The organism is Bacillus sp. JCM 19034, assembly GCF_001310635.1.
In the GTDB taxonomy this organism is placed as follows: Bacteria; Bacillota; Bacilli; order Bacillales; family Bacillaceae_D; genus Halalkalibacter.
In genome coordinates this window covers 291,806-306,841 of record NZ_BAXR01000002.1, presented here as the reverse complement: position 1 = coordinate 306,841, position 15,036 = coordinate 291,806, and the positions used below count along the sequence as shown (strand labels likewise).

The 15,036-nt window shown below is 38.0% G+C and carries 13 protein-coding genes and 2 pseudogenes; all 15 read right to left on the bottom strand.

Features of this window, described 5'->3' with window-relative positions; translation table 11 throughout:
• Positions 1 to 43: 43 nt before the first annotated feature.
• Complete coding sequence (gene pnpS / locus JCM19034_RS22880) at positions 44 to 964, bottom strand: two-component system histidine kinase PnpS (RefSeq protein ID WP_231686811.1); 921 nt, start codon at positions 962 to 964, stop codon at positions 44 to 46.
• Positions 965 to 989: 25 nt separating this feature from the next.
• Positions 990 to 1,814, bottom strand: a complete 825-nt coding sequence (locus tag JCM19034_RS22875) for a HAMP domain-containing protein (protein ID WP_231686810.1) — start codon at positions 1,812 to 1,814, stop codon at positions 990 to 992.
• A complete protein-coding gene (locus JCM19034_RS05010) occupies positions 1,807 to 2,520 on the bottom strand; it encodes a response regulator transcription factor (protein ID WP_062047800.1) in 714 nt (237 codons plus the stop codon). The genes JCM19034_RS22875 and JCM19034_RS05010 overlap by 8 nt, the downstream gene beginning before the upstream one ends.
• Before the next feature lie 225 nt (positions 2,521 to 2,745).
• Positions 2,746 to 3,684, bottom strand: coding sequence for a malate dehydrogenase (gene mdh / locus JCM19034_RS05005; RefSeq protein WP_062047798.1), 939 nt, complete (start codon positions 3,682 to 3,684; stop codon positions 2,746 to 2,748).
• Between the two features lie 94 nt (positions 3,685 to 3,778).
• Positions 3,779 to 5,047 carry an NADP-dependent isocitrate dehydrogenase gene (icd, locus tag JCM19034_RS05000; RefSeq protein WP_062047796.1) on the bottom strand — a complete coding sequence of 423 codons (1,269 nt, stop codon included), beginning with the start codon at positions 5,045 to 5,047 and terminating at the stop codon, positions 3,779 to 3,781.
• An 83-nt stretch (positions 5,048 to 5,130) separates the two neighbouring features.
• The gene (gene citZ / locus JCM19034_RS04995; RefSeq protein ID WP_062047794.1) at positions 5,131 to 6,249 is read right to left on the bottom strand and encodes a citrate synthase; all 1,119 of its coding nucleotides are present in this window, start codon (positions 6,247 to 6,249) and stop codon (positions 5,131 to 5,133) included.
• A 387-nt stretch (positions 6,250 to 6,636) separates the two neighbouring features.
• Positions 6,637 to 6,971: pseudogene (locus tag JCM19034_RS04990) on the bottom strand (FxsA family protein).
• 126 nt (positions 6,972 to 7,097) lie between these two features.
• Positions 7,098 to 8,852, bottom strand: coding sequence for a pyruvate kinase (gene pyk, locus JCM19034_RS04985; RefSeq protein ID WP_062047792.1), 1,755 nt, complete (start codon positions 8,850 to 8,852; stop codon positions 7,098 to 7,100).
• Positions 8,853 to 8,889: 37 nt separating this feature from the next.
• Positions 8,890 to 9,849, bottom strand: a complete 960-nt coding sequence (pfkA, locus tag JCM19034_RS04980) for a 6-phosphofructokinase (RefSeq protein ID WP_062047789.1) — start codon at positions 9,847 to 9,849, stop codon at positions 8,890 to 8,892.
• A gap of 286 nt (positions 9,850 to 10,135) precedes the next feature.
• Entirely contained in the window at positions 10,136 to 11,113 is a 978-nt protein-coding gene (gene accA / locus JCM19034_RS04975) for an acetyl-CoA carboxylase carboxyl transferase subunit alpha (RefSeq protein ID WP_062047787.1), read from the bottom strand.
• Complete coding sequence (gene accD / locus JCM19034_RS04970; RefSeq protein ID WP_062047785.1) at positions 11,103 to 11,966, bottom strand: acetyl-CoA carboxylase, carboxyltransferase subunit beta; 864 nt, start codon at positions 11,964 to 11,966, stop codon at positions 11,103 to 11,105. The genes accA and accD overlap by 11 nt, the downstream gene beginning before the upstream one ends.
• A gap of 45 nt (positions 11,967 to 12,011) precedes the next feature.
• Positions 12,012 to 12,659, bottom strand: a complete 648-nt coding sequence (locus JCM19034_RS04965) for a FadR/GntR family transcriptional regulator (RefSeq protein WP_062047783.1) — start codon at positions 12,657 to 12,659, stop codon at positions 12,012 to 12,014.
• Between the two features lie 19 nt (positions 12,660 to 12,678).
• Positions 12,679 to 13,949: pseudogene (locus JCM19034_RS04960) on the bottom strand (NADP-dependent malic enzyme).
• A 66-nt stretch (positions 13,950 to 14,015) separates the two neighbouring features.
• Positions 14,016 to 14,435 carry an OB-fold nucleic acid binding domain-containing protein gene (locus JCM19034_RS04955; RefSeq protein ID WP_062047781.1) on the bottom strand — a complete coding sequence of 140 codons (420 nt, stop codon included), beginning with the start codon at positions 14,433 to 14,435 and terminating at the stop codon, positions 14,016 to 14,018.
• Complete coding sequence (locus JCM19034_RS22870; protein ID WP_370621826.1) at positions 14,417 to 15,007, bottom strand: hypothetical protein; 591 nt, start codon at positions 15,005 to 15,007, stop codon at positions 14,417 to 14,419. Before JCM19034_RS22870 ends, JCM19034_RS04955 begins: the two co-directional genes overlap by 19 nt.
• Positions 15,008 to 15,036 lie beyond the last annotated feature (29 nt).

The following is a 15,036-nucleotide window of genomic DNA, read 5'->3' as shown; positions in this document are numbered from 1 at the left end:
GATAAACTACACGTTAATTTTTTGTAAAGCTTTCCGAAATCTTTTAAGATTCTTCTTCTCTCTGCCTGTTAAATGTAATTGTAAATGTCGTTCCTTTTCCAAGTTCACTGTCCACACTAATCTTACCTTCATGTGCTTCAACTAAATGCTTTACAATGGCTAAACCCAAACCAGTACCACCTGAATGTCTACTTCTAGCTGGGTCTACACGATAAAAGCGTTCAAAAATCCGCGGCAATGCCTCTTCACTAATTCCTACACCAGTATCACTAACAGTAAGATCAATTGTATCACCATGATTTGTCGCTATAACTTTCACCTTTCCAGCATTTGAAGTATACGTAATAGCGTTATGCACTAAGTTAATCATAATCTGTTTAACTCGTTCAGGATCTCCCTCAAATTTACAGTCATCATCAATGTCGAATTCAAGCTTAATCTCTTTTTCACTTGCTTTTTCAGTAAGAAGCTGGTCAACGTCCTCACTTATGCTAGCTAATTCAACATCTCGCCACTGTAATTGGAAAATATCCTTTTCAATTCGAGAGAGCTCAAGTAAATCATATATTAGGCGTTGTAAGCGATCACTTTCTTTATTAATAATATTTAAAAATTTCACTCGTAATTCCTTTGATTCCATTGCACCATCTAGTAGCGTTTCTGTAAAACCCTTTATCGATGTAACCGGTGTTTTTAATTCATGAGATACATTAGCAACAAAGTCTTTTCGGATTTGCTCAAGCTTCTTTAACTCTGTAATATCGTGTAATACGAGAGCAATCCCTTTTAACCGTCCTTGATTACTAACGATTGGTGCACCATATACATCAAAATGCCTCATTTCATACATAACAGGGAAGCTCACTTGCTGTCGATAACGTTGTTCTGTAATAAATATTGTTTGAATAACTCGGATCAATTCTTTATGTTTAATAACATCATGATAAAGCTCGTTCAACCACACATCTGTACGCTCGCCAAAAATTTCATCACACGTTCGGTTGATGAGTGATATATCTCCTCATGCCGATTAAAAGTAGTCCGCTTCCCATATTTTCAATTAACGTTTCCATTCGTTCCTTTTGCATTTGATGTCGCCTAGTTAATTGCTCCAAATTGTATGCCAGAACATTAATCGATTTCGTTAATAAACCGATTTCATCATGCTTACTTTCATAGGTTCGTGCTTTATAATTTCCTTCTGCCAATTCGATAGCAACATTTGTTGCATTTTCAACAGGCTTAATCATTTGATTAGCAATTCGATACGTAATATAAACCATTACTACAAAAGCAATCGTAAAACAAACGAGAATAATTCCCCATATTGTCTGACTCATATCATGAATATCATTAGTCGATAAGCCTAGTCTAATATAACCGATTATTTCATCCGTATTTATAATTTCTGCAGCATAATATAGCAACTCATCTTGAACCGTATTACTATAGCGTATTTCAGTCCCTTCCTTACCTGCTATCAAATCTTGAATTTCTGGACGGTTAAGGTGATTATCCATCAATCCTGGATTCGTCGCAGTATCTCCAATCACATCTCCGTTCGGAAGAATAACCGTAACACGAGCTTCTAGCTTGTCAGCAATTTTTTCAGCTAATTCTTGAGCTCGCTCCTGATGTAATGATTCATCGCCAAACATGTATGCTGCTAACTGTGCTTCTTTCTCAATTCGTTCTTTAATATGATTCATATAATAATTTTCATAAATTTGACCAATAACAAAAGCCAATGATGCTAAAACGAATAAAATAACGAGTAACACAGAAAATACGAGCTTATAACGGAGCTTATGCATCAAGCTGTGGCTCCTCTAATTTGTATCCTAAACCACGAATTGTTTTTATATAAATTGGCTTCTTTGTGGAAGGCTCTATTTTTTCACGTAAATGACTAATATGAACATCGACAATCCGGGTATCACCAACAAATTCATAATTCCATACTGCATTTAATAATTGATCCCGAGTTAATACGCGCCCTTTATGATTAAATAAATATAATAAAAGTTCAAATTCTTTCGGGGTAAGCTCTAGTGCCTTTTCTTTATAATAAACTTCATAATTATCTGGGTATAACTTAACATCACCACATACCAAATAATCCTCACTATTTTCCGTTTCCTCAGCAACTTTCGTTTGAGATCGCCGTAAAATAGCTCTTACTCTTGCAACTACTTCACGAGGACTAAATGGCTTAGTCATATAATCATCCGCACCCAATTCCAACCCTAAGACCGTATCAAACTCATCGTCCTTTGCAGTGAGCATTAAAATAGGAAGGTGCACTTTATTCTCACGTAATTGCTTACATACATCAAGCCCATTCACTTCTGGTAACATTAGATCCAAAATCATTAAATGAAACGATTCTTCTTGGGCTACTTGCAATGCTTCTGCACCATCATTAGCCGTCACAACCTCATATCCAGCTTGCTCTAAGTTAAATTGCAACAAAGTTACAATAGATTCCTCATCATCTACTACTAAAATACGCTGGCTCATTCTTTCTCCTCCAAACTACAAAGCTAAATTGTAACGGTTATTATATCCCATATAACACTTTCTCTTTAACCACTATTCTACTATCTAACTATAGCGAAATGCAATAACGTTCGGTTCATCCTTACTATTAGAAAGAATGGGTTCTATATATTAATCGGTAATCTTTCAAAAAAAACTAGCCAAAGTATCACTTTAACTAGCTATCAAGACATCATCAATTTATTGTTATTGCAAAGCTTCCATTACGTTTTGAACCGAAGTAGCAGATTTCTCTAAGGCAGTCTGCTCTTCATCTGTTAAATCAAGCTCAATGATCTTCTCAATACCATCACCACCTAGTATTGTCGGCACTCCTAAGTAAATGTCCCTAAAGCCATACTCACCTTCTAAATAAGCTATAGTCGGTATGATTCGTTTTTTATCTTTTAAAATTGCTTCAACCATTTGTACAAGCGAGGCAGCTGGAGCATAGTAAGCACTACCATTACCTAATAAGCTAACGATTTCTCCACCACCTTTTCGTGTACGTTCTACAATCGCATCTAATCGTTCTTTATCAAGAAGCTTTTCAAGTGGTACACCACCGGCAAATGAATAACGAATAAGTGGTACCATGTCATCTCCATGCCCGCCTAGAACAAACCCAGTTATATCTTCAACAGAAACGTTCAATTCTTGAGCAACAAATGTCCGGAAGCGAGCTGTATCTAATACGCCAGATTGCCCGATTACGCGATTTTTCGGAAAGCCTGATTGTTTAAAGACTGTATACGTCATAGCATCTGCAGGATTGGTTAGCACAATGATATAACAATTAGGTGAGTGTGCTACGATTTCCTTTGTAACTGCTTGCATGATGTTTGCATTTGTACTGACAAGATCATCACGACTCATTCCAGGCTTTCTGGCGATGCCTGCCGTTATGACAACAACATCCGATTCTCTCGTATTGGCGTAATCCGACGTTCCGATAATCTTTGCGTCTGTTCCAATGACAGGGGTTGACTCGAGCATATCTAACGCTTTCCCTTTTGTAGAGTTTTCCATTTGTGGAATGTCTACTAAAACAACATCACCCAATTCCTTTTGAGCTAACATTAATGCTGTAGTCGTACCTGTAAAGCCTGCACCAATTACTGAAATCCTCCTACGCATAATCGCCATGAACAGTCACTTCCTTTCATTATATTCGATGAAAATCTTATAAAAAAGCTATCTCCAAAGATCAGTAAACGACCTTTGGAGATAGATGTTCTATTTAAAGATTCTTAATTAACGCATCTGCAAATCCAGAGCAAGACACTTCTGTCGCTCCGTCCATTAAACGAGCAAAATCATAAGTGACTACTTTGCTAGCAATTGTTTTATCCATTGAAGCCATAATTAAATCAGCTGCTTCATTCCAACCAAGGTGACGAAGCATTAATTCACCAGAAAGAAGAACAGATGAAGGATTTACTTTATCTAAACCAGCGTATTTCGGTGCAGTACCGTGAGTTGCTTCAAAAATTGCATGGCCTGTATCATAGTTGATGTTCGCTCCTGGTGCGATTCCAATTCCACCTACTTGTGCAGCAAGGGCATCAGAAATATAGTCACCATTCAAGTTCATTGTAGCAACAACATCAAATTCTTTTGGACGAGTTAAAATTTGTTGTAAGAAGATATCAGCAATCGAATCTTTTACAATAATTTTACCAGCCGCTTCAGCTTCTGCTTGTGCTTTATCTGCCGCTTCACGACCTTGTGACTCAGCAATCTCATCATATTTTGCCCATGTGAAGACTTTATCACCGAATTGTTGCTCAGCTACTTCATATCCCCACGTCTTAAATGCACCTTCAGTAAACTTCATAATATTACCTTTGTGTACTAGAGTTACACTCTTACGACCTTCATCAAGCGCATACTGAATTGCTGCTTTTACGAGACGTTCAGTACCTTCTTTTGAAACCGGCTTAATTCCAATACCAGACGTTTCAGGGAAACGAATCTTCGTAGCACCCATTTCATTTTGCAAAAACTCAATTACCTTTTTCGCTTCTTCAGTACCTTCTTGAAATTCAATACCAGCATAGATATCTTCTGAGTTTTCACGGAAAATAACCATATCTGTATCTTCTGGGCGCTTAACTGGTGAAGGAACGCCTTGGAAATAACGAACTGGACGAAGGCATGTATATAAATCTAACTCTTGTCGTAAAGCTACGTTTAGAGAACGAATACCACCGCCAACAGGAGTCGTTAAAGGACCTTTAATCGCAATCGTAAATTCACGTACTGCGTCTAACGTTTCGTCTGGTAACCAAGAGCCTGTTTCATTAAATGCTTTTTCTCCAGCAAGAATTTCCTTCCATGCAATTTTCTTTTCTCCGTTGTATGCTTTTTCTACCGCTGCATCAATAACACGAGATGCTGCAGCCCAAATATCAGGACCAGTTCCATCCCCTTCAATAAATGGGATAATTGGATTGTTTGGTACATTAAGTACACCGTTGTTCACTTTAATTGCTTCTCCATTTGCCATAAATAAATTCCCTCCTAATTATCTTTCATGCCTATCCTAAATTATATATGTACAGAGAAGAACATACCCCTCTTTGTACGTTACTATGAGCGTTGGTCAATTGGGACATACTTCCTTTTTTCAGGACCAACATATTCCGCACGAGGACGGATCAAACGATTATTACTATACTGTTCTAAAATATGTGCTGTCCAACCTGACGTACGACTTATGGCGAAAATCGGGGTGAACAAATCACTCTGTATCCCTAAACTATGGTACACGCTAGCCGAGTAAAAGTCTACATTTGGCAGTAAACCTTTCTCAGTTGTCACAATTTCATTAATCTTTGTTGACATTTCATACCATTTCGTTTCACCGGTAATTTCCGTGAGACGCTTTGACATTTCTTTTAAATGTTTAGCACGCGGATCGCCATTTTTATAAACTCGGTGACCAAATCCCATAATTTTTTCTTTATTATCTAACGCTTTACGGATATATGGTTCAACATTTTCGAGAGTTCCAATATCTTTTAGCATATTCATAACTGCTTCGTTAGCACCACCATGTAAAGGACCTTTAAGTGCACCGATAGCAGCTGTAATACCTGAATACATATCAGATAATGTCGCTACACAAACACGTGCAGTGAACGTTGACGCATTCAACTCATGGTCAGCATGTAATACTAAAGCCTTATTAAACGCATTAATTGAAATATCATCAGGTTCTTCACCTGTAAGCATATAAAGGAAATTAGCAGCAAATCCTAACCCTTTACGCGGTGCTACTGGCTCAAGACCATCACGAATTCGGGAAAACGCTGTCACAATCGTAGGAATCTTAGCTTGGATCTTAATCGCCTTTAAACGATTTGCTTCCTCATCCATTACATCCGCATCTTCATCAAATAGTGATAAGCTTGAAATAGCTGTACGTAACGCCGCCATAGGATGTACAGTGTTTATTGGATATGACTTCATTTGAGCAATCAGTTCTTGTGGAATTGACGCATGGTTGCTTAAATCTGTTTGTAGTTGGTGCAATTCCTCTCCGTTAGGCAAATGACCATTCCATAATAAGAAAATAACCTCTTCAAAACTAGCATTATCTGCTAAATCATCAATGTCATATCCTTGGTACGCTAGGACACTTTCAATAATCGAACTAACACTTGACGTCGTTGCAACAATACCCTCTAGACCACGAGCAGTACTCACGTTAACCTCTCCTTTTCTCCTTGTTATCTTAGCCTCCACACACTAGTAAATGCTTACATTTTCCAGCAATTCTATTATGTTTAAGCACTTATATGTACTAGAAATAACTCACATGTTCCATTATAACGATTAATTGCTATTTTGTGAACGTTTTAGCTCAAACTATTTATGAAGAAAACCGTAGTAGCTTTCTTCCCCACACACTCACCCGTTACAAATTTTTCTCTAAATAGAGTAACTTGACTCACTTCTTGTTTGTACTTCCCTTTGATCTACTCATGCATTTTATAGATTTTGTTTATGAAATTTGCTACAACTTTTATTCTCACTACCTTCTAATCATAAATATAAAATTCCCATTTTGTATCATCTTATGAATGATTTTCGTTAAAAACGCTTTAACATACCCTCTCGTTTTAGGATGAGCAAACAGAAACCAAATAGATCGGTTATAAAACCTGGTGTCAATAAAACAACTCCCCCGATTAATATACATAACCCATCCATCATGACATTATTCGGTAGCTGCCCTTGTTGCATTTGTAACTGTGCTACTTTTAATGCTTGCAAGCCTTCTTTTTAGCAAGCCAAGCACCTAATATACCTGTCGAAATAATTAATATAACGGTAGGCAAAATCCCTAAAGCATAACCTGACAAAATTAATAGCCCGACTTCAAGTGCAGGGACTACAATTAATAATAAAAGTAGAACTCGAAACATAATGGTTACCCTCTTTCCTTATAGCATACGAATATTTTACACCTTATTCGCACTAAAATGGAAGAGGAGGTGTTCTAAGGGAATATAACCCTCTTTCACACCTCCTCAGATTATGCTCTTACTAAATTATAATACACACGTATGTCCGCGGTAAATATCCCCACGAGCACTATCAACTGTAATTTCTTCTCCTTCTTCAAACATGCTAAGTGCCCCTTCTACACCAACGATAACTGGCGTACTTAAATCGAGACCTACGACCGCTGCATGGGAAGTTAACCCACCTTCTTCAGTAATAACAGCTGCTGCTTTTTCGAAGGCTGGAATCATATCTTTATCTGTACTAAATGTAATTAAGATAGAATTTTCTTTTGTTTTTTCATTTGCTTCTTCAGCATTACGGGCTATAACAACACGTCCAGCTGCTGTGCGACGACCAATTCCTTGACCTTTTGCAATAACCTCTCCAATAAGATGTACCTTCATAATATTTGTCGTGCCCGGTTCATTAATTGGCACACCCGCTGTAATAACAACTAGATCTCCTTGCTTGATTTCTCCTGAATTCATTGCAAAATCAATTGTTGATTCAAACATTTCATCTGTAGTTGCAGCAGATTTCCCAAGTACAGGCTTAACTCCCCATACTAAATTCAACTTACGAATTACTCTTTCATTACTAGTTACAGCAATAATTGGAGAAAGAGGACGATATCGCGAAACAACACGAGCTGTATGCCCACTCTCTGTTGCAGTTAAAATGGCTGCTGCTGACAGATTGGAAGCTGTATGTGCAACCGATTGGCCAATTGCATTTGTAATTGATGTTTGAGCCTCTTTTGTCTTCTTACGTAAAATCGCATCATAATTTAACGCTTTTTCTGTTCGTGTTGCTATATTGTGCATTGTTTCAACTGACTCAACTGGATAATCACCAGCAGCCGTTTCACCCGAAAGCATAATTGCATCCGTGCCATCAAAAATCGCATTGGCGACATCACTTGCTTCCGCACGTGTAGGGCGTGGGTTACGTTGCATAGAATCAAGCATTTGTGTCGCAGTAATAACAGGCTTCGCTGCTACATTACATCGTTTAATCAGTTCTTTTTGAACTAGTGGAACATCTTCTGCTGGAATTTCTACCCCTAAATCACCACGGGCAACCATTAAGCCATCTGAAACTTCAAGAATTTCACCGATGTTATCGACACCTTCCTGGTTCTCAATTTTCGGGATAATATGAATATCGCTTCCACCATTGCCATCCAATAACTCACGAATTTCAAGAACGTCAGATGCTCGACGTACAAATGAAGCTGCAACGAAATCGACACCTTGCTCAATTCCAAATTTGATATCGGCTATATCCTTTTCAGTAATTCCTGGCAAGTTCACACTTACATTAGGAACATTTACACCTTTTTTATTTTTCAAGACACCATCATTTAGTACAACTGTAACAAGTTCATTTTCACGTACTTCCTTTACTTCAAGGCCAATTAAACCATCATCTAATAAAATCTTAGAGCCAGGCTCTACATCATTAACAAGTCCAGGATAGGTAACAGAGATTTTCTCTTTGTTTCCAACAACCTCAGACATTGAAATAATTAATTCTTGACCTGCTACTAACTCAGCCGCACCACCTTCAAGCGTTTGTGTACGAATTTCAGGACCTTTCGTATCAAGTAAAATCGCTACTTCCTTCCCAGTACGCTTCACTGCCTCACGAATATTCTTAATTCGATTACCATGCTCTTCAAAATCACCATGTGAAAAGTTTAGGCGAGCTACATTCATACCAGCATTAATTAATTGTTCAAGCTTCTCTACTGTCTCACTTACAGGTCCTATCGTACAAACAATCTTGGTTTTACGCATATTTGCCTCCTGTTTCTAGTTCATAATTAGATTTATTTTAAATGGATAGTTCTTTAGATAATGTGTACATGTCTAGATCAATTGTATGTTTACGTGATAGAGCTTCATTAATGTCATAATAGACGAGCTTGTTATTTTCAATACCAACGGTTATACCAGCTTTTCCTTCTAGAAGATGATCAACCGCTTTCGCTCCTAATCTACTTGCTAAAACACGGTCCGCTGCAGTTGGAGAACCTCCACGTTGAATATGACCTAACACCGTGACACGCGTTTCTATATTCATCTCTTTTTTAATTCGTTCACCAAATTCAAAACCACTTCCTACACCTTCTGCTACAACAATAATACTATGTTTCTTACCACGATCTTGTCCACGTTTTAAACGAGCGATAACATCACTCATTTCATAATTTGCTTCTGGAATGACAATCGTCTCTGCACCATCTGCTAAGCCTGACCATAACGCTAGGTCTCCAGCATGGCGTCCCATAACTTCAACTACATATGTACGTTCATGTGAAGTGGCCGTATCACGAATTTTATCAATCGCATCAATCACAGTATTTAAAGCAGTATCAAAGCCAATGGTAAAATCAGTTCCAGGAATATCATTATCAATCGTTCCCGGTACACCAATTGTTGGGAATCCATGCTCCGTTAGCTTCTGAGCTCCGCGAAAAGATCCGTCTCCACCAATAACAACAAGTCCTTCTATTCCGAATTTCTTAAGTTGCTCAATGCCTTTCTTTTGCCCTTCAATTGTCTTAAATTCTTCGGATCGTGCAGTGTAAAGCATTGTACCACCGCGGTGGATAATATCACCAACAGATCCTAATTCCATTTTTTTAATATCACCAGCCATTAAGCCAGCATATCCGTAATAAATACCATAAACTTCTAAATTATGATAAATCCCTTTACGAACGACTGCACGAATAGCAGCATTCATTCCTGGAGAGTCACCACCACTTGTCAACACTCCAATTCTTTTCATATAACAATCCTCCTCAATCAATCATCATATATTTTGAAAAGTTCCACATCGCTTATAGCTTGTGTACTTTTACCCTCAACTAACATAGGAAGCACTTCACACACATTTAGCATGTAAACTTTTTGACATAAACAGTAAAGGCGATTCCAATCATTTATTACTATTGACATCGAACTGGAGGCTCAAACCTATCCCATTTTTAAAAATAACACTTTCGTTCAACAAATACAATACAGAACGTTTTAAATAAAATAACTACACCCACGAATTAGGGTGTAGTTTTTCTTTATTTTATAGGCATGGTATCGGTTACAGCCTTATATTGTCCAATTTTTTTGTATTTTTCATATCTATGCTCAATCAGCTCATCCCCACTTAAACGGCGAAGCTCAAAAAGCGAGCGTTCAATCACATCATCAATCGCTTCTGCTTGTTCTTTAATATGACGATGTGCTCCGCCTTTTACTTCGCGAATGACTTCATCAATCACTCCTAATTCCTTTAAATCTGGTGCAGTTATTTTCATCGTTTCTGCTGCCTTTTGAGCTAATGAAGCATCTTTCCATAGTAACGCTGCTGCCCCTTCAGGAGAAATAACGGAATATGTCGAGTTCTCCAACATATGTAAATGGTTACCAACACCTAATGCTAACGCTCCTCCGCTTCCTCCTTCACCAATTACAACGCAAATAATTGGTACGCTCAAGCCAGACATTTCCAGTAAATTACGTGCAATTGCCTCACTTTGTCCACGTTCTTCTGCTGCTTTACCGGGGTATGCTCCCTTCGTATCAATAAAACAAATAATCGGACGTTTAAATTTGTCAGCTTGTTTCATTAAACGTAACGCTTTTCTATATCCTTCTGGGTGAGGCATACCAAAATTGCGATAAATATTATCTTTCGTGTCCTTTCCGCGCTGATGACCAATGACAGTAACAGGAATTCCTTTATATTTAGCTATTCCTCCAACGATTGCCGGATCATCCCCATACAAACGGTCCCCATGTATTTCAAGGAAATCAGTAAACAAATGATCGATATAATCAAGGGTCGTTGGACGGTCATTATGACGAGCAATTTGCACACGTTCCCACGGCTGCAAATTCCCATATATTTCTTGCTCTAGTTGGTGTAATCTTTTCTCTAGCTTTTGAATTTCATCACTTAAATCAATATCCTTCTCTTCTGTAAATGAACGCAATTCTTTAATTTTATTTTTTAATTCAACAATTGGCTTCTCAAATCCTAAATTAGTTGTCATTAGGCTCACCTCCTTGGTGAATATTTAAAATGGTCGTTAATGTATCCTTCATTTCATTTCGTGGAATAACGCGATCTAACTGACCATGTTTTAAAAGAAACTCAGCCGTTTGGAAATCTTCAGGAAGCTCTTGGCGAATGGTCTGCTCTATAATTCGTCGCCCCGCAAAGCCTATTAACGCCTTCGGTTCAGCAAAGTTGTAATCACCTAATGAGGCAAAACTAGCAGAAACACCACCAGTTGTCGGGTGGGTCATGACCGAAATAAACAAGCCACCTTGTTTATTTAGCTTTTGTAATGCTGCACTTGTTTTGGCCATTTGCATTAAGCTTAATACCCCTTCCTGCATACGAGCTCCTCCTGAAGCGGAAAATAGGATTAATGGAGCCTTCTTCTCAATTGCATCTTCAACAGCTCTCGTAATTTTTTCTCCTACTACTGACCCCATACTCCCCATGCGAAAACGTGCATCCATAACAGCGATAACTGCCTTAAAACCATTAATCGTACCATATCCTGTCACGATCGCTTCATTCAGCTCCGTCTTCGCCCGATCTGCTTCTAGCTTATCTTCATATGTTGGAAACTTTAATGGATTTGCACTAAGCATGTCCCTATTCGTTTCAACAAAAGACCCTTCATCCATTAAACTAGCAATTCGCTCAGGTGCTGTCATTCGATGGTGAAACCCACAAGAATGACAAACAAGTAAGTTCTTTTTTAATTCTTTTGTATACATGATTGTTCGACATGATGGACACTTTGTCATTAAACCTTCTGGAACTTCCTGTTTAGCACGCTCAGAAGGGATCGTAGCATACTTACGTTTTTTCTTCAAAAAGTCTTTAAGCATCATTACACCTCTTTTGCTTTGTCATTCTAGTTATTCAAATATATTTTAAAAAGGACTATATTTCAAATGTTCTAATAGTATACGTTTGGATAATTCTTTGTTTCTATTGCTTAATGCATGAACGAGTTGAACATGCTCTTTTGTATGTGTTATTAACTTTGATTCTTGTAACGGTCGTGCCACTACTACTTTGTTATATTGTACAAGTGAATCCCAAATATTTGTTAACAATCGATTTTTGCTATACGTTACAAGCTTTCTATGAAAAGCATAATCGTCTTCTTGTTTCATGACTTTATATTTATAACATTGAACAAAGTCTTTTAACTCAACTACATCATCCTGACTCATTCGTTCACAGGCCAACTTTAATGCTTCAACTTCAATAATTCTTCTAGTTTCTTCAAGATCCTGCTTAGCATTTTCATCTTTTAAAAGAAATGATAATAACAACTCAACTAGACGTCGGCTATTTGCCTCTTTTATAAACGTTCCTTCACCACGTCGTGTTTCTATAAATTCTAACAATTCTAACGCTCTCAATGCTTCTCTAACTGAAGAACGGGCCACTCCTAATCGATTACTTAGTTCACGTTCAGAAGGGAGCCGATCACCTTCAACAAGCTGATCGGCCTCAATAATCCCTCTAATTTGTGAAATAATTTCTACATAGCGTTTTTGTTGACTTACCATGATTACGAACTTCACCTCGTCAATTTGAATCGTCTTGAATCATTGCTAAGGCCTCCGTCCGTTTGGCAACATCCTCTAGGTTCACTTGCACCCTGGCTACACCACTTTCCATAGCAGCTTTCGCAACAGCCTTTGCAACAGCAGGTGATACTCGCTTATCAAATGGGGCAGGAATGACATAATCAAAAGACAATTCATTTTTTATTAAATCTGCAATTGCATACACTGCAGCAACCTTCATTTTTTCGTTAATCTCGGTTGCACGTACATCTAAAGCACCACGGAACACTCCTGGAAAGGCGAGCACATTATTAACTTGATTCGGATAATCAGATCTCCCAGTTCCGATCACTTTTACACCGGCAGCTTTAGCATCTATTGGTGTAATCTCTGGGTTCGGGTTAGCCATCGCAAAAATGATTGGATCTTGAGCCATTTCCATAACCATTTCCTTTGATAGTACCCCTTCTACCGAAACTCCGACAAAAATATCTGCATCTTTTACAATCGTTTTAAGATCACCTTTCTTCTTATTGCGATTTGTAAACATTGCTACTTCATGCTTATGTTCATTCATCCATCAGACCGTCCAGCGTAAATAGCCCCCCGTGAATCACATAAACTGATATTGTTTGCCCCTAAATTTCGCAAAAGCTTAATAATCGCAATTCCTGCTGCTCCAGCACCATTTACAACAATTTGGGATGTTTCAAGCTTTCTACCTGTTAATTTACACGCATTGATTAAACCTGCTAACGTGACAATCGCAGTCCCATGCTGGTCATCATGAAAAACAGGGATGTTCATTTCCTTTTTTAATCGTTGTTCGATTTCAAAGCAAGAAGGGGCGGCAAAGTCTTCTAAATTTATCCCACCAAATGTCGGTTCAAGCTGTTTAATCGTTTTGATGATTTCATCTACCTCTACAGACTTCATACATATCGGAAATGCATCAACGCCGGCAAACGTCTTAAATAAGACAGCTTTTCCTTCCATCACTGGCATTGCAGCTTCAGGACCAATATGACCTAGTCCTAATACTGCCGTCCCGTTACTTACAACTGCGACAGAATTCCCTTTCATCGTATACTCATATACTTTTTCTTTGTCACGATAAATCTCTTCACAAGGATCTGCAACGCCTGGTGAATAAACTAAACTTAAATCATGAGCATTCTTTACTGGCACTTTCGTTGATGTCTCTAGCTTTCCACGGTGCTTACGATGAATGTCTAATGCTTCTTTCTTAAAAGATGTCACCACGAACACTCCTTTTTCATGATCATCCATACTGGTCAGACCACTCAAAAACTTCCCTAATTATATATAATCTTTCTTCATTAGCCAAGTGACAATTTAAGAACGCAGCTTTACATTTTCTTGACCTAACAATTGACTAAGCTTATAAAGACAAGCATTTGAGGGATTAATAGAGTACTCTTTTGTTAAATATTTTGTTTCATTTGTTTGATCATAAAATAAAATGACTGGAACATCACCTCTATGCTTTTGGATTACCTGCTTTAGCATTTGTAATTTCTCTTTCTTAGTTTCATTCATTATTCTTAAATAAAGCCGCTGATTTGATTTATTAGCACTTTCAAGTGGGTACAACCGTTCAATAATTAACGTCGGTCTTTGTTTAGCAAGGTCAGTCCGCCCATCTAGTACGTACAGTTCGTCTTCCTTTAGAAAATCTCGTACATTTGACCAAACAAGTGGAAACATTGTCACGTTTATCGTGCCCGTTTCATCAACTAATGACGCAAAAGCCATTGCATCACCTTTTTTCGTTCTAATTCGTTTAATCGACTCGATCTTTCCTGCAACAACAACTTGCCCGAATGAGCTAGAGCCTCTCTAATCGTTATTCTCCCTTTAGAACGTAGCGTTTGTTCATATCGTTCTAGTGGATGACCGGATAAATAAAAGCCTAATACTTCCTTTTCAAATTCCAATCGTTCATAATCGGTATACGGCTCTACCTTCTGGTAATCTGGCGCTTCTAAATCCAATTTAAATAAACCTGCTGTTTCCTCCTGAAACTCTTTTATTTTTTGTGCGAATTCAATTGCATCATCTACCGTAGCTAATAGAGTAGCTCTGTCTTCACCAAAATGATCACATGCACCCGCTTTAATTAGCGACTCTAATGCCTTTTTTGAAAGCTCAGGATATAGTTGAACAACAAGTTGAAACAGGTCAAGGATCGTTTTTTCTATACGTCCTTTTAGAATGGCCTTAACAGCTTGCATTCCAACATTTGAAATAGGGAGTAACCCAAAGCGAATCGCCTGTTCTTCTATTGAAAAAAGCCAATCACTTTTTTCAATAGAAGGGGGATATATTTCTATCCCCTTGTCTTTACATTCTTGAA